Source organism: Microbacterium yannicii, from assembly GCF_024055635.1.
In the GTDB taxonomy this organism is placed as follows: Bacteria; Actinomycetota; Actinomycetes; order Actinomycetales; family Microbacteriaceae; genus Microbacterium; species Microbacterium yannicii.
This window is the reverse complement of the sequence record NZ_JAMXMB010000040.1, coordinates 244,929-267,078: the sequence shown is the minus strand read 5'-3', so window position 1 is coordinate 267,078 and position 22,150 is coordinate 244,929. Positions and strand designations below refer to the sequence as shown.

Sequence of the window (22,150 nt, the reverse complement as noted above, 5' to 3'; positions counted from 1 at the left end):
TGCCGGCCGCCTAGCAGCCGATGCAGAAGGACTGCGACGCTCAACTCGAGCGCGGACCGGCGGTCGTGCGGCGAGCCACCGGCATCCGCCCGCTGGCCGACTGGCCACGGGCGGTATGCCGGCTGCGGGAAGGACTTCCGCTCGTCGCCCGGATGGTGATCCTCAAGGCACGCAGGTGCACCCGTGCACGACCCGGCCACGGCGCCCCGCGCTCACGGGCGCGGCCGTCGGGCTCCGGGCCGTGATCGTGGAGCACCGGACGTTCGGAGGGTGATGAAAACGCAGCGGCTCCGGCCGCGCGCCGCTATGGCGTCCACCACGGCCGCAGCGGGAGGTCGGCATCGTCGCTGTTCCCCCGGGAGTTGACGGCCAGAACGTGGTGCAGCTCGATCCCGCCCGATTCGAAGGCGAGCCGTGATCCGGCCATGTAGAGGCCCCACACCTTCGCAGCGGGTAGTCCGATCTCGGTGACCGCTTCGTCCCAGTGCTCGACGAGGTTCGCGCACCAGTCACGGAGCGTCAGTGCGTAGTGGGGGCGCAGGTTCTCCTCGTGCAGCACTTCGAGCCCGGCATCCTGTGCCTCGGTGACGATACGACCGGAACCGGTCAGCTCGCCGTCCGGGAAGACGTAGCGGTCGATGAACCCCCGCGCCGCGGGCTCGGTCTTGTTGTCACTGCGGGTGATGCAGTGGTTGAGCAGCAGGCCTCCCGGGCGTATCCGCGAGCACAGGAAGCGGAAGTACGCCGGGTAGTTGCGCACGCCGATGTGCTCGAGCAGCCCGATCGACGACACCGCGTCGAAACCGGTCTCGGCGATGTCGCGATAGTCGCCGTACCGCACCTCAGCGTGCTCCAGCCCTTCGTCGGCGATGGCGCGCTGCGCCCACCCGGCCTGCTCCTGCGACAGCGTCACTCCGAGGGCGTGGACGCCCCGACGAGCGGCGTAGCGCACCATACCGCCCCAGCCGCAGCCGACGTCGAGCAGCCGGTCGCCCGGCTTCAGCCGCAGCTTCTCGAACACGAGCCGGTACTTGTTCTCCTGTGCCTCCTCGAGCGAAGCGTCGAGGTGCGGGTAGCACGCGCACGTGTAGGTCATCGACGGGCCCAGCACCCACTCGTAGAAGATGTTCGAGACGTCGTAGTGGTGGTGGATCGCCTCGGCATCGCGCGACTTGCTGTGCCGCAGGCCACCGGCGATGCGCCTCCAGCGCGGGGGCACCTCCTGAGGCGGCGGCGAGACCGGGCGCAGATGCTCGACGCCGATCGAGCGGACGATCCGGGCCATGAGCCGCGGCGATGCTCGCGGGAACTCGAGGGTCTCGAGCGTCTTGAGCAGCTCGTATGGGTCGCCGGGGTGTACACCTCGGATGTCGAGATCGCCGGCGATGTAGGCGCGCGCGAGCCCGAGATCACCGAACCCGGTGACAAGATACGTCGTGCCGCGGGGTGTCTTCAGGTCAAGGGTGAAGGCCGCGTCGGGAGGACCGGCGGTGCTGCCGTCATACGCGGTGAAGCGCAGCGGCAACCGGCCCGCCGTGAATATCTCAAGCACCTCGGCGAGCGTGAGTTTTCGGGACTCCGCGTCGGCCGTGCCGGCCGCGTCGCCATCGGCCGAGGCATCCGCCTGTTCCTTGGATGTGGTCATCGTCGTTGCACAACCTTCTGATAGAGGTCGAGCAGTCGCCCGTCGGGGTCGTACCGCCTTCTCGCCGCTCGATAGTCCGCCCCGCCGTAGAGCGAGTCGAAGTCCTCCCGCGAATAGAACGCGTCGGAGTACAGCGATTTATGCCCGTCGAGGTCGCGCACCTTCCGCTCGATCAGCCGATTCGTCTCGCCTTCCGTCGCCCCGACCGGAACGGTCGACCAGAAGCCGACGTTGACGTAGGTCTCGGCTGGATGCAGCGGGTAGAGCGGCCACGCGTCATGGTCGCGCAATCGCAGCGGACAGAGCCAGATGGGGGTGATCGGCACGTTCCCGAGGAACCAGTCGACGAATTCGGCGCACCGGGCGATCGGCACTTCGACGTCCTGGATCACGCGCTCGCGCGCGGGGCGGCCGTGCAGCTTCTCGAGGCGATCGCCGATGTCGAATCGGCGTTCCAGCCGCATGAGCCTGCTGTACGTGGCGCTGCTGAGGTAGCGCCGGGGCCACACGCGGCGGACGAAGGGATACTGCGCCCCGAACGCCGCCGAGCACCAGAACCAGTCGGTGTCCCACCGCCAGAGGTAGTCGTGGATGGTGAGCCGGTCGACTTTCTCGGCGTCGTCGTGCTGGATGGACCGGTAGTAGATGTGTCGCCCCGTGTAGTCGCTGACCGGGCCGGGCGCGGAGCTCTGGGTCCCGACGCACAGGTAGCTCTCGTCGGCGCTGAACACCACACCGTCGAGATAGTCCACCGGAACGTCGTCCAGCCGACGCGTTGCGACGATGCGGTCCATCGCCGCCATCAGATCGGCGATCGTGTGAAAGCGCAGCTGCCGGAGGGTCACGAACGCCTGAACCGTCTCGAGTTCGATGCGCAGACGCACCGCGTAGCCGAGAGTGCCGTAGGAATTGGGAAACGCCCGGTACAGGTCGGCGTGCTCGCTCGGGGATGCCGTGATGACCTCCCCTGCGCCGGTGAGGATGTCCATCTCGAGCACTGATTCATGCGGCAGCCCGCTTCGGAATGACGTCGACTCGATGCCCAGGCCCGTGACCGCGCCGCCGAGTGTGATCGTCTTCAGTTGCGGTACGACGAGGGGTGCCAGCCCGTGCGGCAGTGTCGCGGCGACGAGATCCTCGTAGGTGCACATGCCCGCGACGTCCGCCGTGCGACCCTCAGGATCGACGCGGATGACTCCCGTCAACCCCGACGTGTCCAGGCCGGGAGCGGCAGTCACCGAACGCGAACGGAACAGGTTGGAGGTGCGCTTGGCGAGCCGGACCTGCGCGTCCGGCGGCAGCGCCCAGTAGCTCTCGAGCAGCCGTCGCACGCCGGCGGCGTGCGCGGTGCGGGCGTCGGTCGCGGGTGCGGACACGACCCCACGCTAGTCCGCGGCGGGGTCCGGGTGAAGGATCCCGCTCGCTGCCGGTCTGGTCGTTTCACGCACCCGACCCCCGTCAGATCGACGCGACCTCGATGTGCGGGCGTCAACCGCTCTGGCGAACGCCGCCCACCAGTATCGCGTCGAGGGCATCGAGTGCCGTCCGGAGGGTGGGAAACTCGATCACTTCGGGACGGACCGTCACGCACATGACGTAGACGACGCCGTCCTTGCATTCGAGATAGGCGAGCACGCGCCCGGGATCGTGGGCGTCAACCGCCGGGTCACAGGCGACCCATCCCCCGTCGCCGACCCAGACCAGCTCGGGTCGACGCCGTTCCGTCGTCGCGGCGGAAGACCGTCCCGTCCATGCGGTGGTGTACATGAGCGCACCTCCTCGTCCTAAGGATGTCGCGAGGGAATGCCGCCACAATCGTCTACGCGAAGCGGAGACAAGGAGGGGGTTGACGAGCGACCGCGGGGCAGTGCTCACCGGGTCGCCGGGAACCCGGGGACACTGGTCACGCGCCGCTTGTCGGAGGCTGCAGCGCTACCTGCTGTGGCGCGTCCGGCGTCGCACCTGCTCGTCAATGAGTCGGGGCATCCGCAGCGCGCGCGCGCCTTGCGAGAAGGAACTGGACCGCCTGAACCGTGACGAACGAGGTGATGACCGCAAGCAGAACGGGGGTGGTGTTCAGGGCGCCGATCTGCGTGGTGAATGCGGCGAAGAGCACCATCGCGAACGGCGCCGAGACGAACCCCCCGACGACCGCCGCCAGCATGCACGTGAAGGTGAGGCCGAGCGGAAGACCTGGCACCGCGAGGTGCAGCGCGACGCCGGCGGTGCCGCCGATGAAGAGAGACGGGAAGATCGGGCCACCGATGAAGCCGCTGCCGAGGCTGACTCCCATCGTGATCATCTTCGCGATGACCAGCACGGCGACCAGTCCGAGACCGAGCGTCGATCCCTCCTTCAGCACGACGCCGAGTTGATCGGTGCCCGTCATCATCGTCAGGGGCAGGACCACGCCGATGACGCCGAACAGCACGCCGCCGATGATCGACTTGACGATGTCGGGCAACCGCAGCCTGTCGAACAGCTTGCCCGAGACAGTGACGATCAGGCCGAGCAGAGCGCTCACGATCGCGGCGAGAAGGCCGATGCCCACGCCTGCCAAGAGGTACCAGTTCTCGTAGGAGAACGACGGAACTTCGTAGAGGTCGAGGAAGACCGTGCCCGCGATCGCGAAGTAGACGCCGAAGCTGATGCTGGCCGAGATGATCGAGGTGACGAGCACCCTGGTGAGCTTCGCTCCCCCGGGGCGCGCGATCTCGACGATCATCATCACGACGATGACCGGGCTCGAGAAGAGCCCCCCATAGGCGCCGGCCATTCCGCTGAGCGTCGTGGCGCCGCGCCCGTCGTCGTCGAGTCGACGTCTGGCTGCCATCCACTGGCCGAGGCCGCCGCCCACCGAGCCCAGCGCCTTCTCGGGGCCGAGACTCGCCCCGCCGATGAGCGATGCGGTCGAGACGAGCAGGATGCCGGGCACGAGGCGCGGGTTCACATACTGGTCCTGCAGGTCGGCGATCAATCCCGGTGTCTTGAACGGCAGGCGGGTGGCCCAGCGGAGCAGCCCGATGACGAGCCCGGCAGCAGCCGTCAGCGCGACCCACCACCAGTGGCCCCCCATCCAGCCGGGGCTCGAGTAGGCGTACCAGCTCTGACCGAGGTGGAGCAGCCACATGAAGAACAGGCCGAACAGGCCGCCGAAGACGCCGAGCAGCGCAGCAGCGCCGAGCAGGAGCCAGAAGTCTCCGGTCTCGGCGACGGGAACATCGTCGGCCGTCGACGGCTCCGGCTGCTCGGCAGGGGCTCCGGCGTCGCCCCGGTCCGCCGGCGGCCGATGCGCACTCACGATGCCCGTACCTCATGCATGTCGGGCGATACGGCAGGCGCGGTCGGCTGCCGTGGAATCCGCGAGATGGACATCCGCGGGCTCGTCGCGATCTCGGTCATGGGGACTCCGCCCGCTCGGGCGACCGGTGCGAGGAATCAGGTCGCGTGCGCACCAGAATGCCAGTACGCGTTCGACGCTGTCCACGACACGACGATGCGGAGAGATTCACCCGTTGGACCCTCGCACGTGCGTCGACCGGGCAATAGGATCACAGCACCCCCGATGACCCAGACTCCCGAGACGACCGGCCGGCCGCTTCGGAGATCAACAAGAGGAGAGATCGATGGGTACGCAGAACCTCGCACTCGTAGTCGGCTCGTACGACGACACGGCGTCAGCCTCGGACGACTACGAAGCGCTCCGAAGCGGCCAGGACACCGGCGGTTATGAGATCGTCGGCGCCGTGGTGCTCGTCCGCGACAAGGATGGCAAGGTGCAGGTGAAGGAGCACGGCGACAAGTCGGTCGGCCACGGTGCAGCGTGGGGTGCCGGCGCTGGAGTGGTGGTCGGCCTGTTCGCGCCGCCACTGTTGGCGGCCACCGCCGTCGGCGCCGGCATCGGCGCGATCCTCGGAAAGATCAAGAAGAACCGCGAAGAGAAGCAGTTCGGCGTCGACGTCGACGAGTACCTCGCGCCCGGCACTTCCGCCGTCGTCGCGGTCGTCGACGACAAGTGGGCCGACAACGTCGAGAAGGCCCTGACGCGGGCAGACAAGCGCATCAGCAAGGCGATCGACTCCGACGACTACGACAAGCTGCGCAAGGCGATCGAGGAGTCGGCCGACGACGTCGTCGAGCAGATCAACTCGTAGCTGACATGGCAGTGGCCCGGCGGAACAGCGCCGGGCCTCTGTCGTGGAACATCTTCTCGCAGGCTCAGACGGGAACCAGCTCCGACAACAGCGTGACAACGCGGGCGCGGATCGCGTCGCGGATCGGACGTACAGCCTCGATCCCCTGTCCCGCCGGGTCATCCAGTTTCCAGTCCTCGTAGCGTTTGCCGGGGAAGATCGGGCAGGCGTCACCGCAGCCCATCGTGATCACGACATCGGACTCCCTGACGGCGTCGACGGTGAGCACCTTGGGGGTGTTGCCGGCGATGTCGATCCCCTCCTCCGCCATCGCTGCGATGGCGACCGGGTTGATCGCGTCCTTCGGCGCGGATCCCGCGGACAGCACCTCGACATCGTCGCCGGCGAGAGCGCGGAGGTAGCCCGCCGCCATCTGGGAGCGACCCGCGTTGTGCACGCAGACGAACAGGACAGTCGGCTTCTCGCTCACGACAGTCTCGCCTTCCCTCGCAGGGACGCTGGTCCTTCGACGCTCGGTCAAGGGCGGCTGTTGCGGCGGCCGGCCGCCCGCCGCACGAAACCGAAGATCAGGGTACCGATAAAGAGGATGACGCCGATGATCCCAAGCCAGAGCAGTCCCTCGAGAGCGAACCCCACGACAGCCAGGATCGCCCACACCACCAGGAGGATCACGATCGCCGTCAGCATGATCTCAGGCTACTCCCGCCTCCCCGGTGTGCGGGCGGAAGATTGCCCGAGATCGTCGACGCGCTCACGAACGGAGCGACGCGATCACTTCATCGATCCCGATCGAGAAGACGCGGATGCGGTCATCGCCGACGCCCACGGGAATCCACAGCGTCCCCCGATGTGCGATCGCGCCGCAGGAATACACCACCCGGGGCACGTACCCGTCTCGCAGCATGCTCGCCGGCTGCAGAAGCGGCTCGCGCGACCGTGCCACCACGCGAGACGGGTCATCGAGATCGAGCAGGATCGCCCCGAGCGAATACGTGCGCAAAGGCCCTACGCCGTGTGTGAGGACCAGCCATCCGCTCTCGGTCTCGATCGGCGCGCCGCAGTTTCCGAGCTGAACGAGCTCCCAGAGCTCGGTCGGTCGATGGACGATGCCCGCATCGTCCCAGATGACGCCGTCGACCGACGTCGCGAGCGAGATGTTCTCACCGTCGGTGCGGCTGAGGGCGAGGTGGAGACCACCGACGAGCCGGGGGAACAGCGCCATCCCCTTGTTGTGTGCGCCACTGCCGGTCAGGCGGTGAATCGTGAACTCACGGAGATCCGGCGATGTGATCAGGCGCGGCGCGATGTCGCGTCCGTCGTACGCGGTGTAGGTCGCGCGATAGCCGGTGACGCCGTCGGCACCGGTGAAGCGAACGAACCTCGCGTCTTCCATACCGTGGTTCTCCTCGGCATCGACGGGCAGAAGCATCCGTCCACTCAGCGGCGTGGCGGGCGGGAATTCGGCCCGGTACGCGGATGCCGCCATGTCGCGCATCGCCTGCGTCGGCCAGCGGCTGTCGGGACGGGTCGAGAGCTGATCCGGGAGCGCGAGGAGGGCGTACTCCAGCTCGGCCACGCTGAACCGTTCGGGAAGATTGCTGAGCACCGCGCTGGCCAGGTCGGTGAGGTGGCCCTCATGTTCGAGCGCGCGGCCGAAGTGCAGTCGCGACCACTCGGCGCCCCGCACGAGAGGAAGCGTCAGGGGCGTCGACCGTTTCTCGAACGTCCAGCCGCCATCGGCGTCGATCACTGCTTCGGCGAACCCGATCGACGAGACGTGCCCTTCTCCGATGCAGCGCAGGGCGATGGCGACCCGCAGTTCGTTCGGCGCGAGCCCGTCCTGCGAGGGATGCTCGACGGCGCTCGGGTTGCAGAGGGCCGCCCCTTCGACGGCATACTCCGCCGTGAAGGCAGCCCCCAGCACCGCTCCCTGAGCATCCGTGAGAGCGGCGGGGGCCACGATGCGGCTGGCGACGGCTCGGGCATTCGCCGCCAGCAGCTCCGCGACACCCGCGTGTCTGGCTGAGAGTTCCCGCACGACCTCGGCCGCCATCCGCTCGGTCAGGGCAGCCGGCACAGCGAGCACCCGAGCGATGATCTGTGCGACACGCGAGTGCGACGAGCGGAGTCCCTCACCGGGGAGGAAGAATCTGGCCACGACACGGCCCGGATCGTGATCGAGGCCCGCAGGATGCTCGCGGATCGTCACGGCGCCACTCGTTCCAGCACTCCGAGGCGGGCCGCCTGCTGGTACGTGCCGAGTGCTGCGAGAGTGGACTCCGCGCCTCGATTCTCGTTGCGCCCGCCTGCTTCCAGTCCGTCGAAACCGGCTCCCGACTCGCGATCGATCATGGGCGTGAGGGCGTCGTTGTCGCCCGTGAACCACGCCCACGCCGTCGCGACGCCGTCGCGCCACGAAGGGTCCGCGCTGATGTCGAAGGCACGGGCGCACGCGTCCGCGATAGCAGCCACCTCGATGGGCTGCTGATCGAACTGCACTGACCTCTGCGCGGGGCCGCGGCCTCCGACACCCGTCACTGACAGGTGGCCGTCCCGCGTCTCGACTTCGAGCAGGAATCGCAGCATCGCGAGTCCACGAGCCACGAGCCACGGGTCGTCCATGACTGCGCCCGCGGCGAGGAGGGCTTCGGGAAGCGCTGCATTGGCGTAGCGCAGGCGCGACTCCGGCCAGGGCCAGCGAGCGTCGGACGGGGCCCCGATGGAAGCGACCCCGTCGAGCAGCAAGGCGCGAGCGGAGAGATCGTCGCGATCGGCGCTGAGCACGTCGACCGCTCCCAGCGTCGCGAACGCCATCGCACGCCCGTGCGGTGATCTCGAAGAAGCGGCCCGGTGGAACGCGGTCCGAGCGTGTGAGCGATCGGATGCCGTCGGAAGGGCGACGGATGCCGCGCCGAGGGCGCGTACTGCACGACCCCACCAATCGCCGAGTCCGGCGTCATCCGTCCATGTGCCGCCGGCAGCCATGCGGTTGTGCACTTGACCGTCGACGTCGACAGCGGCCTCGAGGAATCGCAGACAGGTGCCGGCGAGCCGATCGAGTTCCGGAGTGCGCTCGGGCTCACGCAACAGCACGACGAGAGCACGAGCGACATCGTCGACGCAGTAGCCGTGATCCCGGCGGGGCTCATCCAGCAGCGCGTGCTCGAAGACGCCGTGACCGTCCGACATGGCCAGGAGGTGACGGAAGCTCGGTGAGCCGGACGCGTCCCGGTCGCCGTGATGACCGGTCATGCCGCGATCGCCACCATGCGGTCGGCCAGTGCGCGGTACTGCTCGGCGACCGCGGGCCACGACGCGTCCTGTGTGTGCTGCAGCGCAGCGTCGTGCATCTGCTGCGCCGTCGCTGCCTCGCCGAGGATCGTCCGGATGGCCGCTGCCATCGACTGCGGGTCCTGATGCCGCGCGATGATCCCCGCTCCCTTTCCCAGCAGCTCGACGGCGTGCGGGAAGCCTGTCGCCACGACAGGCACTCCCGCGGCGACAGCCTCGATCAGCACGCCCGACGTCGCTTGATCACGGGAGTCGTAGGGCAGCAGGACGACGTCGGCCCGCGCCACCTTCTCTGCGAGCTGCGCGTCATCGAGGTAGCGGTCGTCCAATGTGACGACGCCGGTCAGGTCGAGGTCGTCGATCAGGCGCTGCAGAGTTTCGCGATAGCGCTCGCCCTCACGGGCGAGCACCTTGGGATGGGTCTGGCCGGCGATGACGTACTCCACCGAGGCGCCGGCATCCTGCAACTGCGCCAGGGCGCGGATGCCCCACTCGATTCCCTTGCCGGGCGAGAGGAGCCCCCACGTGAGGACGCGCTTCGGCCCGCCGTCATTCGACACGTGAGCTTCACGTGGCACCGAAACGCCGTGAGGGATGACGCGGACCTTGGATCGCTGGACGCTGTAGGTGCGCATCAGGATCTCCCTGGCGTTGTCGGTCATCACGACGACGATCGCGGCCAGCTTGCACACCGTGTCGAGGACGACCCGCTGGTGAGCGGTCGGCGCGGTGAGCACCGTATGCAGCACGACGATCGCCGGGGTGTTCAGTGAGCGGAGCAACGGGATGATCTCGTCGCCGTCCGGGCCCGCATAGATGCCGTACTCGTGTTGAACGACCGCGACGTCGCACTCCTCGAGCGCGCGGACGGCCGCACGCATGGTCACCCGGTTGCCTCCGACCAGATCGACCGTGCTCGGGATCCGGCCGATCCCTGCGGCACCTCGAGGGCTCTCCTTCACGTCGAGTACCCGGATGATCGTGGGTGCGTGCGGCTCTCCGTCAGCGAGCGCACCGGCCAGCGCAGCCGTGAACGTTGCGAGACCGCAGCGGGTGGGCGGATAGGTGGAGAGAAAACCGAAACGGGTCATGATGACCATCTCTGTCGGCCCGGTGTCGATCGACCCCGAGGACTCGAGACGTCTGCCGACGGCATCCCTCGTGGAACTACGCCGGCGTCGCCGCGGTTCGGTTTACACGACCGGTGAGCATGGCCGCGCTTTGCTACGCACCCTACACCTCCCCCATGTGCGACTTCACAGGGAGGCGAGGACCAGGTCGTAGACCTCGAGGTAGCCATCCACCATGCGCTCGACGTCGAACCGCTCGCGGGCCCGGGCGCGGACGGCGCGTCGGTCGAGCGCCACCGCGGCCGCGACGCGGTCGACGGCCGCAGCGACATCGTCGACGACGAAACCCGTGACGCCTTCGTCGATGAGCTCGGGCATCGATCCGCGCCGGTACGCCACGACGGGGGTGCCGCACGCCATGGCCTCCACGACCGACAGCCCGAACGGCTCGTCGAAGTGAATGGGGTGCAGCAGCAGGGCAGCCGATGTCAACACGTCGGCCCGCTCGGCGGGGCCCACCGATCCGCGGTACACGACTCTGTCGCCGTCGATGTGGGGCTCGATCCGCTCCGCGAAGTAGGCGGCGTCCTGCACGATCCCGCAGATGACGAGCCGACGTCCTGCGCGGGCGGCGATCTCGATCGCGTCGGCGATGCCCTTGTCGGGGTGAATGCGCCCGAAGACGACGAGGTCGTCCCCGGCCGACGCGGCGCTGTCGAGTTCGGCCATGTCGATGCCGTGATGGACCGTCGCCACGTAGTCCAGGGCGGGCGAGCGGTCGGCGTCCGAGATCGAGACGAAGGCGGATGTCGACCGTTCGTAGGCCGGCAGGATCGCCTCACCCGAGAAACCGTGGATCGTCGTCACCATCGGCGCAGCCCACTGGGCATCGAACGCGAGCGGCAGCCAGTCGAGCTGGTTGTGCACGATGTCGAACTCGGCGGACCGCTCCATCGCACGTGCGACGTGCAGTGCCTCCCACACCCGCCCATCCATCTGTGCATCCTCGGCGTAGCCGTGCGCTGCCACGGACGCGAGCGTCGCCGATGTCTCGGAGTCGGCCGTCGCGAACAGCGTGACCTCCACGCCCCGGCGCACCAGCCCCTCGGTCAGCAGGCTGGTGACGCGCTCCCACGGCCCGTAGTGGCGCGGCGGCGTGCGCCACGCGATCGGTCCGAGCATGCCGACCTTCATGCTCGTCGCTGGGTGACGGCGTATGCGGGAATCATGCCACCTCCTGGCTCGATCACGCCGAGGCTACGCCTGCCAGCTGAATCGCTGGAGACACCGTCGTGCAGTACATCACGCGGGACCCGGCAGTCCCTCAGGCGCCGAGTCCCCTCCGCAGCGCGGCGAGCCCGTACTCGAAGGCGGCGTCGACGTCGCCGCCGAGCCGGAACGCGCCGCCGAGCTCCATGTGGATGAAGCCGGTCGCCCACGCGGTGACGAGCCGCGCCGCGTCCAGCGCGTGCGCGTCACCGACGACGGCGGCGGCACTCTCGACGATGGTGAGACCGGCATGATCGAGCAGCTGCTGCGGCGCGGCAGCGGCGAACATCAGCCGGAAGCCCTCGGGGCGTTCGTGCGCGAGATCCCGGTAGGCGCGCGCCAGCCTCTCCAGGGAGCGATCGGATGCCTCGAGCCTGCGTGTCAGCTCCTCCACCGTGGCAGTGGCGACCGCCTCGACGAGCGCATCACGGTCGCGGACGCGCTTGTAGAGCGACGGCGCGCGCACTCCCACCCGGTCGGCGACCCGCTGCATGGTGAGCCCGGCGAGCCCGGACTCCTCGAGAAGGTCGGACGCGGCCGCGACGATCTCGGCGTATGACGTGCGTTCCGGCGTCGGCATGCGGCATCCTCTCGATGGCTATTGACATGAGCCATCATAGCTACGTATCGTAGCCATGCCAACCCCGGACACTCACCCTGAAGGATGCGTCATGAAGCTCGCACCGCACCTGCACCGCATCGGCAACGACATCGTCGCCGCATATCTCGTCGTCACGGACGATGGCGTCACCGTCATCGACGCGGGTCTTCCCGGTCACTGGAAGGACCTCGTGCGTGAGCTCGACGGCCTCGGCCTCACGCCCGCCGACGTCAAGGGCGTCGTCCTCACCCATGGCGACAGCGACCACATCGGCTTCGCCGAGCGCCTGCGCCGCGACCACGGCGTGCCCGTCTACGTGCACGAGGCGGATGCCGAGCGCGCACGCACCGGGGAGAAGCCCAAGGTCGCGAGCGGCCCGATGAAGCTGGGACCGACTCTCGGCTTCTTCGCCTACGCGCTGCGCAAGCGGGCGATGCCCACGACGTACGTGTCGGAGGTCGTCGAGGTGCACGACGGCGACGTCCTGGACCTGCCCGGCTCGCCGGTCATCGTCGGGATGCCCGGACACTCCCCCGGCAGCATCGCGGTGCACGTGCCCCTCGTCGAGGCCGTGTTCGTCGGCGACGCGCTCACGACGCGTCACGTGCTCACCGGCCACCAGGGCATGCAGCCGGCCCCGTTCACCGACGACCCGGACGAGGCATCCACATCGCTCGACCGCCTCGCCGGCCTGTCCGCCTCCTGGGTGCTTCCCGGACACGGTGCGCCCTGGCAGGGCGCACCCGCTGACGTCGCAGCCGCGGTGCGGAGCGGAGCAGCCTGAGTCACGCCGACACGGAGTGGAGCGGGCTGAACCCGTCCGCTCCGTGCCGGCCACTCCGTGTCAGACCGGGCGTGCCGCCGCGAAGAGGTTCGCCGGGTCGTAGGCGAGCTTGAGCTGCCGCAGACGCGTCCACGCCGATCCGAAGGCCGCCGCGCGGTCGGCGCCCGGCGCGTCAATGAAGGTCAGCGCCAGGGCGTCGATCCGCCACGGCTCGAGCGCCGCCACACCGGCGCGCACGGCAGCCGTGGCGGCGGGAAGCGCCTCGGGCACCGGCACCATGCCGATGGTGTGCACCAGGTACTGGCCGTCGAGTGACGCGATCGCGCCGCCTCCGACGGGCCTGTGGTTCGCCGCGCCGCCGACGTGCCGCACCTCCTGCACGAAGACCCCCGGAATCTGCCCGGCATCGACGAACGCGTCCACGGCCTCCGACGGGAGGGCGCCGAGCGTCGCATGCCAGGTGACGGAGGGGGTGGGCTCGGGCGGGTCCATGTGGACGCCGACGAGAGCGGGCGCGGGGATGCGGGCGAACGTGTCGATCTCGGGCTCCAGCGCACGAAGTGGGGCGAGCAGAGCGGATGCCGCGGCATCCGTCTCATCGATCGCACCGTCGATCACGACCACTGAGCGGCCGGAGAGGAAGGGCGGAAGCTGCGGCAGCGGCGGGAAGTTCATGATCCGCAGCGTCGTGGTCGCCGTCTCGGGCGCGGTACCCGTCCACTGCGCCCACGCGTGGGCGACGTCGGCAGCCCGCGAGGCGTCCCAGAGCAGCATGCCGGCGTAGACCTCGGCGATCGGCAGCAGGTCGATCTCGATCGCGACGACGACGCCGAAGGCGCCGGAGCCGCCCCGCAGCGCCCAGAAGAGGTCGGGGTGCTCGGTCTCGCTGGCACGCACGAGCGTGCCCTCGGCGGTCACGACCTCGATCGCCCGCACCGCGTTGACGGCGAGCCCGTGCGCACGCGCGTAGAACGAGAGCCCGCCGCTGAGCGTGTAGCCGACGACCGACACGTCGCCGGCGCTGCCGTGCAGCGCCGTGAGGCCGTGCGGCCCGGCCGCCTCGAGCACATCGTTCCAGAGCGAGCCGCCGAGCACCCGGGCAGTGCGCGCCTCGGGGTCGACGGCCACGCCGCGGAGGGCCTTGAGCGAGACGAGCACGGTGTGTGTCAGGTCGGTGTCGGCCAAGGCGCCGGCGGCGTGGCCGGTCGACTGCGGCGCGACTCGGAGCCCGGAGAGCGTCGCGGCGCGCACGACGTCGACGACGTCGTCGGCCGATTCGGGAAGGGCCACGGCGAACGGATGCTGCGACACCGCGACGTTCCACGGCGTCCGGGCGGCGTCGAAGCCCCGGTCACCGCGCAGCAGCACGCGGGTGCCGAGCGCCGCGCGCAGTTCTGCTGCGGCCGCGCCCGCCGCGGCCTGGGGAACGTCGATGGCGAGATCGTTGAGGGACATGCATTGCCTTTCGAGGAAGCGGTCACGACGGCACGCCCACCGGACTGCCGTCGGCATGGCCCGCACTTCGGGCGCGGGCCACCCCACGAAAGAGCAGGCCGCGACGCTCCAGATACATGTCGCCGCGGCGGACTTTCAGCTCTCGAAGTCTTCGGGCTCCACCTCGTCGAGAAAGCGCTTGAACTCGTCCAGACGCTCGGACGCGTCGGTCTCGGTCAGCACATCGGGCACGCCCGCCTCCGCCAGGACGTGGTCCGCCACCCACATCGGCGCCCCCACGCGCGACGCGAGCGCGATGGCGTCCGACGGCCGCGCATCGACGATGCGATCGCCGAGCGCGGTCGAGATCGTGATCTCGGCGTAGAAGGTGCCGTCTTCGATGCGGGTGACCTCCACCCGTGTCGCCGAGGCATCCAGCGCCGCGAGCATCAGACCCATCAGGTCGTGCGCGAGCGGGCGGGGCACATCGGCGTTCTCCACCGCCACGAGGATCGAGGTGGCCTCGAGCTGCCCGATCCAGATCGGCAGCACCATGCCGTCGCCGGGGATCTGATCCACCGGCTTCAGCAGCAGCACGTGCTGTCCTGACGCGTCGAGGGCGACGCCGGCTACGCGGACCTGAACCATGACGCGCCTCCTCTCACCGGGGCATCCCACTGCGATCTTCTGTCCGGCCATCGTAGACACGGCCGGCCGCAGACGGACAGTGGGTCACGCGCGTGCGACCGCTGCCGGCCTCAGCCGCTCAGCGCGACGGAATGCCGGTGATCGCCGACAGTCCGTCGTTGACGCCGTAGCTGCGGGCGTCGATGTCGGTCACGCCGACACTGCGCAGCCGTTCGCTGTGGAACGCGAGGTAGCGATCGGCGTCCTCCTTGGTCTCGAAGAGGTAGGCGCCGCCCGCGATTCCGGTCTCGGCATCCTCTGTCCACACCTTGAACACGAGGCCCTTCTCCCCTGCGATGTCGCGGGCGAGGTCGCTGAACGCGGTGACCGCCTCAGCGCCGAACGGCCCCGGCGAGGGGAACTCGAACACGAGAAGATGTGCCATGCTTCGTCCTTCCGTCGTCCTGTCTCTGAGTTCCAGGCAACCACGAAGCGCCGACAACGCTTCCCTCGTGACGGCTCGTGACGCGGTCGGCAGGACGGACCTGCACTGCATTCACCGGAATGGATGCCGCGGGCGTACCGTTGCAGTCGACATGCAGCGCTTCGGAACCCTCTCGTTCGGACACTACGGCCCGCTCGGCGGCGGGCGGCAGCTCACCGCGGCCGACTCCCTGCACCAGGCGATCGACCTCGCCCAGGGAATGGACGACCTCGGCGTGAACGGCGCCTATTTCCGGGTGCACCATTTCGCCCGCCAGCAGGCGTCGCCGATGCCGTTGCTCGCCGCGATCGCGGCGCGCACCCGGAGCATCGAGGTCGGCACCGCCGTGATCGACATGCGCTACGAGAATCCGCTGTACTTGGCCGAAGAGGCTGCTGCGCTCGACCTGATCTCCGACGGCCGACTCGCGCTCGGCGTGAGCCGGGGGTCACCCGAGAGCGTCGTCCGGGGCTACGAGGCGTTCGGGTACACCGGATCGGACGACCCCCGGGGCGCCGATATCGCCCGCGACCACTTCGAACTGTTCCTGCGCGCGATCGAGGGCGAAGGCCTTGCCGAGCGCGACCCGTCGTCGCCCTTCGGCGGGGGCACCGGGCTGCAGCGCATCGAGCCGCACTCCCCCGGGCTGCGATCCCGCGTGTGGTGGGGCGCCGGCAACCGCGACTCCGCCGAGTGGGCCGGCCGCCGGGGCGTGAACCTCATGTCGTCGACGCTGCTCACCTCCGCGGACGGACGGCCGTTCGACATCCTTCAGGCGGAGCAGATCGACGCCTTCCGCGGCGCGTGGCGAGAAGCCGGCCATGGGGGCGAACCGCGGGTCTCGGTGAGTCGGTCGATCTTCCCGATCACCACCGCCGAGGAACGCATGTACTTCGGCGGGCGACAGGACGGCGACCAGATCGGCGTCATCGACGGCATCCGCTCCACCTTCGGCAAGACCTACGCCGGTGAGCCCGACGAGCTCGTGGAGCAGCTGCAGCAGGACGCGGCGATCACCTCCGCCGACACCCTCATGCTCACCATCCCGAGCCAGCTCGGCGTGGAGTTCAACCTGCGCATGATCGAGTCGTTCGCGAAGCACGTCGCCCCCGCGCTCGGCTGGCAGCCCGCCCGCGTCTGAGGATCCATCCTCCTCCCCCGCTCCCGGCGAGCCGGAGGACGCTCTGGCGGCGTCTGCGGGATCTTGACCGGTCGGTCAGTCAGGAATACTTTGGTATCGACCCCCGATCGGGAGCCATCACCGTCTCCGAAGGAGGAGATTCCGATGAACAAGTGGACTCGTTGGGAGGACTGGGTCGCCGTGGTCGTGGGCCTCGTCGCCGCGGTGGCGGCACTGCTCATACCGCCGATGGGCGCCTCCATGCCGTGGATGCTGATCGTCGGCATCCTGCTGATCGTCGCCGGCGTCATGAACCTCGCGATGCCGGGAATGGTCGCGATGGAGTACGTGCAACTCGCGCTCGGTGCGGTGCTGTTCGTCGCTCCGTGGCTGGGTGGATACGCCGACATGGGTTCGACGGCCGCCTGGATCTGCTGGATCGGCGGAGCAGTCGCGGTCATCGTCGCCGCACTCGCCGTCCGCCCGGCCATGCACATGCACGACCGTTCGCTCCCGCACTGACGTGCCCCTGCGCACACATGTGCACGGCCCAGACGGGGGCGCCGGACACAGCCGACGCCCCCGCCGCTCGTGCAGGGACCTGGTATGACGAGAGACCGACAGAGCCGCGGCCTCATCCTCGACGCCGCGGAGAGCCTCTTCGCCGAACGCGGCTTCGACGCCACTCCGACCGGTGCGATCGCCGAGAGGGCCGGGGTGCCGAAGGGGCTGCTCTTCTATTACTTCCCGAGCAAGACGGACCTGCTGCGTGCGCTGATGGGCGAACGGCTCGACCTCGATCCCGTCGACACCTCCGCGCTGATCGCGGAAGGAGATCCCGCCCAGTCGCTGCTCAACGTCACGGGCAGGCTGCGCGAACTGCAGCGCGAGTCAGCGGTGCGGGGCGTCATCGTGTGGCGTGAGCACCGGACGCACCCGGAGGTCCGCGCGAGACTGCGTGACTACCGCAGCCAGCTGCAGGCGATCGTCGAGCGGGTGCTCGGGGCGAGCATCCTCCATCCGATCGCCGCGCGTCGTGTGCGGGTCGCCGCGGAAGCATGGGTGGCGATCATCACGACCCCGTCGCTCGCGTCTCCCTCCGGGGATGAGGGGCCCGCGCCGGCCGCGGATGAGGGTTGGGCCGGTCCGACCGATGCCGCCGACCTGCCGGCGCTCGCCGACCTCATCTCGGCCGGCCTGCACGCACCCGGGGTATAAGACGTCGCGTTCGCCCGGGCCGACGAGCGGGCGCCGACCCGCCGGTCGCCGACTCAGTCCAGCACTTCGACGCCGGTGATGCGCAGCTCCTCCACGTCGAGTCGGGTCTGGATCCGGGTCACCACGGTGTCGTCGACCGCGCCCTCTCGGCGCAGCCGGTACAGTACCTCGCGCTTGCGGTCCAGCAGGGCTATCCGCAGCCGCGAGTACTCCTCGTCACGCTCGCGCGGTGAGGGCAGCCGCGCGGGCGCCTCGAGGACGGTCGTCGCGGTGGCAGCATCCTCCGCACCCGCCGCTCCCATGCCGTCCGTGGCTCCCAGCGAACCGCCGGTCGGGCCTGCGGTCGGTGTGGCCGCCGTGCCGTCGACCGCCCCGGCCCCGATCGCCCCGGCCTCGATCGCCTCGCCCTCGATCATCGTGTCGAGGTGGGCGATCTTGCGGTCGAACTCCGCCTGCTCCCGCGCCAGCACGCGCTCGTTCTCGCGCTCGAGGTAGTCGTAGTAGTCGCGGGTCAGGCGGTCGCGGGTCTCCTCACTGACGCCGTGATCGTGCGCGAGCTCCTTCATCGCCGTGAGGGCCGCGCCGGTGATCGCGCGCTCCGCAAGCTCGAGCTCCTCCTGCATCGCCCTGTCGTCGGGAAGCCGCGCCCAGCGCACCACGGCCGGCAGGATCGGGCCTTGCACGAGCAGAGTCAGCAGGATGATCCCCGCCGTGACGAAGATGATCTCGTCGCGCCCGGGCATCGGGTCGCCTGAGGTGGTCGTCAGCGGCACCGAGAGCGCGATCGCGAGCGACACCGCTCCCCGGAATCCGGCCACGGCGCTCACGATGCGCGCCCGGTAGGTGGTGCGTCGCAGTCGCTGCGACGGCCGGCGATCCAGGAGGCGGATGATCATGACCGAGGTCGTCTGGAACACGAACCTCGCCACGAGCAGCACCAGCCACGATGCCAGTGTCATGACCACCAGCCACCCGATCTCGCGGCCTGGAATCTCGTGGGCCACGGCCTGCACCTCGAAGCCGATGAGCACGAAGAGCGAGCCGTTGAGAAGGAAGGACCCGAGCGGCCAGGTCCAGGCGGCCTGACGACGGGACGCCGCCGTGCTGATCCTCGGCGTGATGTAGGCCACGATCAGTCCCGCCACGACCACCGCCAGCACGCCCGACGCGTGGATCAGCTCCGCGAGCAGGAACGCGGTGAACGGCACCAGGAGGAGTGCGATGTTGAGGTTCAGCGTGTTGCGGATGCGCCGCATCACGAGGAATGCGATGCCCGCGACGGCGACACCGGCAGCAGCGCCGCCCGCATACGACAGCAGCACCAACCCCGTCACATCGAGGGGGGTGTACTGGCCGCCCACGGCAACGCCGACGGCGACCCCGTACAGCACGAGCGCGGTGCCGTCGTTGGTGAGGCTCTCGGCCTTGAGGTTCATGAAGTTGCGGCGCGGCAGCATGCGTCCGAGCGCGGCGACGGCGGTCGCGTCGGTCGGTGCCACCGCCGCACCGAGGATGAGCGCGGCATTCCACGGCAGGCCGAGTGCGTAGGCGACGCCGGCGACGGCGAACGCGCTGGCCACGACGAGCAGTGTGCTCATGAGGACGATGCCGCGGAAGTCGCGGATGATCGAACGCAGCGACGTCGTCATGCTCTCCCAGAAGAGGAGCACCGGCAGGAACAGCAGCAGCACGGTCTCCGGCGGCAGCGCGATCTCGCGCACCTCGGGGATGAACCCGAGCGCGAGCCCCGCGACGACGAGCAGCAGCGGCACGGCCACTCGGAGCTTCGGGGCGAGGATCGCACCGGTGAGCACGGTGATTCCGAGCAGGACGGTGACCTCGAGTCCATTCATGCGGGCTCCCTTCGGTGCATTGACCATCCAACCGCACCGGGGGCGACGGGATTCCCTTCTGCCTGACGAGGCGACGGCGGTCGCGAGCATGCGCGAGCATTCGGACCGCCTCCCGCGTCGGAGTTATATTGTCCATCCCGGGCACTGAGGCACGTGTCGCGGGATGCCGGGAGGGCAGGGTTGGGCGAACTGTTGACGCTCGCGTCGCGAGAGGTCGGCGATGTCGAGTCGACGTGGCGCCGTTTCGTGCCGTCCGCGGCCCTGCAGCGCGTCGACCCCCGCACGTTCGCGTTCTCCTGGACGTCCGCGGCGATGCCGGGCTTCTCCGTCGTCAAGTACCGTCTGAATGCCTCGGTGCAGTCGGCGATCGAGCCGGACGGTCAGCTCATGGCGTGTCGTGTCGCCTCGCGCGGCGGATGGGTGGGCACCCCGCGTGGCGACCTGAACGCGGGGCTGCCGTGGCTCTCCCTGGACGATCCCACGAGTGCGCGCTGGCATACCCGGGCCGATGTGCGCGCGTTCGTATTCGACCGCGCCCTGGCCGAGGAGGAGGCGCGACGCCTCGCCGGCGACGACCGCTTCGCACTGCGCGCCGCCACGACACGACCTGCGCCGGTCGACCGGGATCTCGCGGCGCACTGGGAACGCGTGTTCCAGCATGTCGCCGGATCGTCCTTCGTGCCGGGAGCGGCCACTCCCCTGATCGAGGTCGAGCTTCGGCGCCACGCCCTCCACGCCACCCTGGCGGCCTTCTCCCCCGCCTTCGGCGCCGCCCTCGAACGCTCGTCCCAGCGGCGCGCGGCCCCGCGGAGCGTCCGCCGCGCGATCGCCTACATGGAGCAGCACGCCCACGAGCCCATCACCGTCGACGACGTCGCCGTGGCGTCCGGCATCTCGTCACGGGGACTTCAGTACGCCTTCCGTCGCGCTCTGGACCAGACCCCGACGGAGTATCTCCGGCGGGAACGGCTGGCCGGGGCGCACGCCGAGTTGCAGCAGGCAATGCCCGTGAGCGTGTCCGAGGTCGCACGACGCTGGGGCTTCGCGAGCGCATCGCGTTTCGCCAAGCACTACCGCGAGGCGTACGGAAGATCGCCGCGGCAGACGCTGCGCGGGGAGTGACCCGGCGTTTCGTTTCGCGGGCCGTGCTTTCGCGAGAAGGTCTGCGATGCGACGGGTCCGCGCGCGCTGTCGCAGAGTCTCTTCGTGCGGGCAGGCGGCTCGCCGAGGGAGGCACGTGGGCAAGTTCATCTACGAGAGCGGCATCCGCGCGGAGTTCGACGATCGCGTGCTCTCCCACCTGCAGGTCACCATCGGCACCAAGTTGCGCCGCAACGAGCCGTTCTACTTCACGTGGCACGGGGACGTCAGCACGGGCGGCGGACGGACCACAGTCTGGATGCACGCGGCAGCGAACCTGGTGTTCACGTACTACGGCGGCCGACCGGCGAAGATCAACCGGACCTGGCTCGAGGCGCTGATGCACACGGCCAACTCGCCGGGAGGCCTGCGGATCGTGGCCGAGCCGACCGACGACGGCGGATCCGAATTGCTGGGCTGAGCGGCACCGCAGCACCCCTGTCAGCCGTGGGATTGGCACCGGTAGACTCCGGCCAGCCGAGGCGATGGAGGCGATGCTATGGACAGCAGGGACCTGGCCGATGTGATCGACGACCTCATGGCGAAGGCGCGGGCGGCATCCAGCGGCCGCGCCGCGCGCACCATCCGTGGCGGTCACGAGAACGCCCTGCGCGAGACCGTCATCGCACTGCTCGCAGGCCACGAGCTGTCGGAGCACGACAGCCCGCACGAGGCGACGCTGCAGGTGCTCCACGGCCGCGTCCGCCTGATCGCGGCGGACGAATCCTGGGAAGGGATGGCGGGAGACCACCTCACCGTGCCGCCGCAGCGTCACAGTCTCGCGGCGCTCGAAGACTCGGTCGTGCTGCTGACCGTGTCGAACCGCGTGCCCTGACCGCCGGACGCCCGTCGCGCCGGTCAGCGCGAGCGTCGCCGCGTGCCGGTCAGTCGTCGAGCGTGGCCGCGAGCGCGGCAAGAGCTTCGCCGGTGAGGCGCTGCGTCGTCCATTCGCCCATCGGCTCGGCGCCGATCGAGCGGTAGAACCCGATCGCGGGGTCGTTCCAGTCGAGCACCGTCCATTCGAAGCGCGAATAGCCCCGGTCGACGCACACCCTCGCCAGCGACGCGAGCAGCGCCTTGCCGTAGCCGAAGGCGCGCTGGCCCGGGTCGACGAAGAGGTCCTCGAGCCAGATGCCGTGCCGCCCGGTCCAGGTGGAGTACGTGACGAACCAGATCGCGACGCCGACGATCACGCCTCCGCGCTCGACGACATGGGCGAACACGCGGGGGTCGTCGCCGAACAGGGCAGCCTCGAGCGCGTCGACGGTGTTCTCGACGGCATCGGGCTCACGTTCGTACACCGCCAGTCCCTGGATGCACGCGAGGATGCCGGGCTCGTCGCCGCGGGCGGCCTCACGAAGGATCGCGCCACCGGCGAGAGTACGAGGAGTCACGTCGTCGAGCGTACCGAGACGCGCCATGCTCCCTACGCCTTGTGCAGCCATGCCGGTGGGACACGT

The 22,150-nt window shown here is 69.4% G+C and carries 24 protein-coding genes; 8 read left to right on the top strand and 16 right to left on the bottom strand.

Features of this window, described 5'->3' with window-relative positions; translation table 11 throughout:
* Positions 1–304: 304 nt before the first annotated feature.
* The 4 genes from NCG93_RS19005 to NCG93_RS18990 form a co-directional block, all read right to left on the bottom strand.
* Positions 305–1,645, bottom strand: coding sequence for a class I SAM-dependent methyltransferase (locus tag NCG93_RS19005; RefSeq protein WP_194413284.1), 1,341 nt, complete (start codon positions 1,643–1,645; stop codon positions 305–307).
* Positions 1,642–3,021 (bottom strand): FAD-binding oxidoreductase, encoded by a 1,380-nt coding sequence (locus tag NCG93_RS19000; protein WP_194413283.1) that lies wholly within the window; start codon positions 3,019–3,021, stop codon positions 1,642–1,644. The genes NCG93_RS19005 and NCG93_RS19000 overlap by 4 nt, the downstream gene beginning before the upstream one ends.
* 112 nt (positions 3,022–3,133) lie before the next feature.
* Positions 3,134–3,412 carry a hypothetical protein gene (locus tag NCG93_RS18995; RefSeq protein ID WP_194413282.1) on the bottom strand — a complete coding sequence of 93 codons (279 nt, stop codon included), beginning with the start codon at positions 3,410–3,412 and terminating at the stop codon, positions 3,134–3,136.
* A gap of 202 nt (positions 3,413–3,614) precedes the next feature.
* On the bottom strand, positions 3,615–4,946 hold the full coding sequence (locus NCG93_RS18990) for a chloride channel protein (protein WP_194413281.1): 1,332 nt from the start codon (positions 4,944–4,946) through the stop codon (positions 3,615–3,617).
* Between the two features lie 325 nt (positions 4,947–5,271).
* Here NCG93_RS18990 and NCG93_RS18985 point away from each other — a divergent pair, with 325 nt between their 5' ends.
* A complete protein-coding gene (locus NCG93_RS18985) occupies positions 5,272–5,799 on the top strand; it encodes a DUF1269 domain-containing protein (protein ID WP_194413280.1) in 528 nt (175 codons plus the stop codon).
* Between the two features lie 64 nt (positions 5,800–5,863).
* On the opposite strand, the gene NCG93_RS18980 is transcribed toward NCG93_RS18985, so the two are convergent.
* From NCG93_RS18980 to NCG93_RS18950, 7 genes are all read right to left on the bottom strand, one after another.
* On the bottom strand, positions 5,864–6,268 hold the full coding sequence (locus NCG93_RS18980) for an arsenate reductase ArsC (protein ID WP_194413279.1): 405 nt from the start codon (positions 6,266–6,268) through the stop codon (positions 5,864–5,866).
* Between the two features lie 47 nt (positions 6,269–6,315).
* Positions 6,316–6,486, bottom strand: coding sequence for a hypothetical protein (locus NCG93_RS18975; protein ID WP_194413278.1), 171 nt, complete (start codon positions 6,484–6,486; stop codon positions 6,316–6,318).
* Positions 6,487–6,550: 64 nt separating this feature from the next.
* Positions 6,551–8,008, bottom strand: coding sequence for a glycoside hydrolase family 130 protein (locus NCG93_RS20420; RefSeq protein ID WP_252787607.1), 1,458 nt, complete (start codon positions 8,006–8,008; stop codon positions 6,551–6,553).
* Entirely contained in the window at positions 8,005–9,051 is a 1,047-nt protein-coding gene (locus NCG93_RS18965; RefSeq protein WP_194413277.1) for a glycosyltransferase, read from the bottom strand. Before NCG93_RS18965 ends, NCG93_RS20420 begins: the two co-directional genes overlap by 4 nt.
* Positions 9,048–10,181: a glycosyltransferase gene (locus tag NCG93_RS18960; RefSeq protein ID WP_206687317.1), complete on the bottom strand. Its 1,134-nt coding sequence runs from the start codon at positions 10,179–10,181 to the stop codon at positions 9,048–9,050. The genes NCG93_RS18965 and NCG93_RS18960 overlap by 4 nt, the downstream gene beginning before the upstream one ends.
* Positions 10,182–10,346: 165 nt before the next feature.
* Positions 10,347–11,342 carry a glycosyltransferase family 4 protein gene (locus tag NCG93_RS18955; RefSeq protein WP_241741602.1) on the bottom strand — a complete coding sequence of 332 codons (996 nt, stop codon included), beginning with the start codon at positions 11,340–11,342 and terminating at the stop codon, positions 10,347–10,349.
* A 142-nt stretch (positions 11,343–11,484) separates the two neighbouring features.
* Positions 11,485–12,009, bottom strand: a complete 525-nt coding sequence (locus tag NCG93_RS18950) for a TetR/AcrR family transcriptional regulator (RefSeq protein WP_194413275.1) — start codon at positions 12,007–12,009, stop codon at positions 11,485–11,487.
* A 91-nt stretch (positions 12,010–12,100) separates the two neighbouring features.
* Between NCG93_RS18950 and NCG93_RS18945 the strand changes: the two genes are divergently transcribed.
* The gene (locus NCG93_RS18945) at positions 12,101–12,814 is read left to right on the top strand and encodes an MBL fold metallo-hydrolase (protein ID WP_194413274.1); all 714 of its coding nucleotides are present in this window, start codon (positions 12,101–12,103) and stop codon (positions 12,812–12,814) included.
* Positions 12,815–12,874: 60 nt separating this feature from the next.
* Here NCG93_RS18945 and NCG93_RS18940 read toward each other — a convergent pair whose 3' ends face one another.
* The 3 genes from NCG93_RS18940 to NCG93_RS18930 form a co-directional block, all read right to left on the bottom strand.
* Positions 12,875–14,269, bottom strand: a complete 1,395-nt coding sequence (locus tag NCG93_RS18940) for an FAD-binding oxidoreductase (RefSeq protein ID WP_194413273.1) — start codon at positions 14,267–14,269, stop codon at positions 12,875–12,877.
* A 135-nt stretch (positions 14,270–14,404) separates the two neighbouring features.
* Positions 14,405–14,896, bottom strand: a complete 492-nt coding sequence (locus NCG93_RS18935; RefSeq protein WP_194413272.1) for a bifunctional nuclease family protein — start codon at positions 14,894–14,896, stop codon at positions 14,405–14,407.
* Between the two features lie 118 nt (positions 14,897–15,014).
* Positions 15,015–15,320 (bottom strand): monooxygenase, encoded by a 306-nt coding sequence (locus NCG93_RS18930; RefSeq protein ID WP_194413271.1) that lies wholly within the window; start codon positions 15,318–15,320, stop codon positions 15,015–15,017.
* 151 nt (positions 15,321–15,471) lie between these two features.
* Between NCG93_RS18930 and NCG93_RS18925 the strand changes: the two genes are divergently transcribed.
* The 3 genes from NCG93_RS18925 (at position 15,472) to NCG93_RS18915 (ending at position 17,697) form a co-directional block, all read left to right on the top strand.
* Positions 15,472–16,500, top strand: a complete 1,029-nt coding sequence (locus NCG93_RS18925) for an LLM class flavin-dependent oxidoreductase (RefSeq protein ID WP_194413270.1) — start codon at positions 15,472–15,474, stop codon at positions 16,498–16,500.
* 144 nt (positions 16,501–16,644) lie between these two features.
* The gene (locus NCG93_RS18920) at positions 16,645–17,001 is read left to right on the top strand and encodes an SPW repeat domain-containing protein (protein ID WP_194413269.1); all 357 of its coding nucleotides are present in this window, start codon (positions 16,645–16,647) and stop codon (positions 16,999–17,001) included.
* Between the two features lie 84 nt (positions 17,002–17,085).
* The gene (locus NCG93_RS18915) at positions 17,086–17,697 is read left to right on the top strand and encodes a TetR/AcrR family transcriptional regulator (RefSeq protein WP_194413268.1); all 612 of its coding nucleotides are present in this window, start codon (positions 17,086–17,088) and stop codon (positions 17,695–17,697) included.
* A 53-nt stretch (positions 17,698–17,750) separates the two neighbouring features.
* Here the strand turns inward: NCG93_RS18915 and NCG93_RS18910 are convergent, their stop codons facing one another.
* The gene (locus NCG93_RS18910; RefSeq protein WP_194413267.1) at positions 17,751–19,550 is read right to left on the bottom strand and encodes a Na+/H+ antiporter; all 1,800 of its coding nucleotides are present in this window, start codon (positions 19,548–19,550) and stop codon (positions 17,751–17,753) included.
* Positions 19,551–19,730: 180 nt separating this feature from the next.
* Here NCG93_RS18910 and NCG93_RS18905 point away from each other — a divergent pair, with 180 nt between their 5' ends.
* The 3 genes from NCG93_RS18905 to NCG93_RS18895 all read left to right on the top strand — a co-directional run bounded on the left by NCG93_RS18905 (position 19,731) and on the right by NCG93_RS18895 (position 21,525).
* Complete coding sequence (locus NCG93_RS18905; RefSeq protein WP_241741601.1) at positions 19,731–20,672, top strand: AraC family transcriptional regulator; 942 nt, start codon at positions 19,731–19,733, stop codon at positions 20,670–20,672.
* A 115-nt stretch (positions 20,673–20,787) separates the two neighbouring features.
* Positions 20,788–21,111, top strand: a complete 324-nt coding sequence (locus tag NCG93_RS18900) for a DUF7882 family protein (protein WP_194413266.1) — start codon at positions 20,788–20,790, stop codon at positions 21,109–21,111.
* 78 nt (positions 21,112–21,189) lie between these two features.
* Positions 21,190–21,525: a cupin domain-containing protein gene (locus NCG93_RS18895; RefSeq protein WP_194413265.1), complete on the top strand. Its 336-nt coding sequence runs from the start codon at positions 21,190–21,192 to the stop codon at positions 21,523–21,525.
* A 49-nt stretch (positions 21,526–21,574) separates the two neighbouring features.
* Here the strand turns inward: NCG93_RS18895 and NCG93_RS18890 are convergent, their stop codons facing one another.
* Complete coding sequence (locus tag NCG93_RS18890; RefSeq protein WP_194413264.1) at positions 21,575–22,111, bottom strand: GNAT family N-acetyltransferase; 537 nt, start codon at positions 22,109–22,111, stop codon at positions 21,575–21,577.
* Between the last annotated feature and the right edge of the window lie 39 nt (positions 22,112–22,150).

What these genes read in the sequence shown, in the direction of transcription:
- NCG93_RS18965 (WP_194413277.1), bottom strand. Translation starts at nt 9,051, where the DNA reads ATGACCGGTCATCACGGCGACCGGGACGCGTCCGGCTCACCGAGCTTC.
- NCG93_RS18945 (WP_194413274.1), top strand. Translation starts at nt 12,101, where the DNA reads ATGAAGCTCGCACCGCACCTGCACCGCATCGGCAACGACATCGTCGCC.
- NCG93_RS18920 (WP_194413269.1), top strand. Translation starts at nt 16,645, where the DNA reads ATGAACAAGTGGACTCGTTGGGAGGACTGGGTCGCCGTGGTCGTGGGC.
- NCG93_RS18940 (WP_194413273.1), bottom strand. Translation starts at nt 14,269, where the DNA reads ATGTCCCTCAACGATCTCGCCATCGACGTTCCCCAGGCCGCGGCGGGC.
- NCG93_RS18930 (WP_194413271.1), bottom strand. Translation starts at nt 15,320, where the DNA reads ATGGCACATCTTCTCGTGTTCGAGTTCCCCTCGCCGGGGCCGTTCGGC.
- NCG93_RS18890 (WP_194413264.1), bottom strand. Translation starts at nt 22,111, where the DNA reads ATGGCGCGTCTCGGTACGCTCGACGACGTGACTCCTCGTACTCTCGCC.
- NCG93_RS18995 (WP_194413282.1), bottom strand. Translation starts at nt 3,412, where the DNA reads ATGTACACCACCGCATGGACGGGACGGTCTTCCGCCGCGACGACGGAA.
- NCG93_RS18950 (WP_194413275.1), bottom strand. Translation starts at nt 12,009, where the DNA reads ATGCCGACGCCGGAACGCACGTCATACGCCGAGATCGTCGCGGCCGCG.
- NCG93_RS18955 (WP_241741602.1), bottom strand. Translation starts at nt 11,342, where the DNA reads ATGCTCGGACCGATCGCGTGGCGCACGCCGCCGCGCCACTACGGGCCG.
- NCG93_RS18895 (WP_194413265.1), top strand. Translation starts at nt 21,190, where the DNA reads ATGGACAGCAGGGACCTGGCCGATGTGATCGACGACCTCATGGCGAAG.
- NCG93_RS18925 (WP_194413270.1), top strand. Translation starts at nt 15,472, where the DNA reads ATGCAGCGCTTCGGAACCCTCTCGTTCGGACACTACGGCCCGCTCGGC.
- NCG93_RS18960 (WP_206687317.1), bottom strand. Translation starts at nt 10,181, where the DNA reads ATGACCCGTTTCGGTTTTCTCTCCACCTATCCGCCCACCCGCTGCGGT.
- NCG93_RS18935 (WP_194413272.1), bottom strand. Translation starts at nt 14,896, where the DNA reads ATGGTTCAGGTCCGCGTAGCCGGCGTCGCCCTCGACGCGTCAGGACAG.
- NCG93_RS19005 (WP_194413284.1), bottom strand. Translation starts at nt 1,645, where the DNA reads ATGACCACATCCAAGGAACAGGCGGATGCCTCGGCCGATGGCGACGCG.
- NCG93_RS18975 (WP_194413278.1), bottom strand. Translation starts at nt 6,486, where the DNA reads ATGCTGACGGCGATCGTGATCCTCCTGGTGGTGTGGGCGATCCTGGCT.
- NCG93_RS18910 (WP_194413267.1), bottom strand. Translation starts at nt 19,550, where the DNA reads ATGAATGGACTCGAGGTCACCGTCCTGCTCGGAATCACCGTGCTCACC.
- NCG93_RS18985 (WP_194413280.1), top strand. Translation starts at nt 5,272, where the DNA reads ATGGGTACGCAGAACCTCGCACTCGTAGTCGGCTCGTACGACGACACG.
- NCG93_RS18915 (WP_194413268.1), top strand. Translation starts at nt 17,086, where the DNA reads ATGACGAGAGACCGACAGAGCCGCGGCCTCATCCTCGACGCCGCGGAG.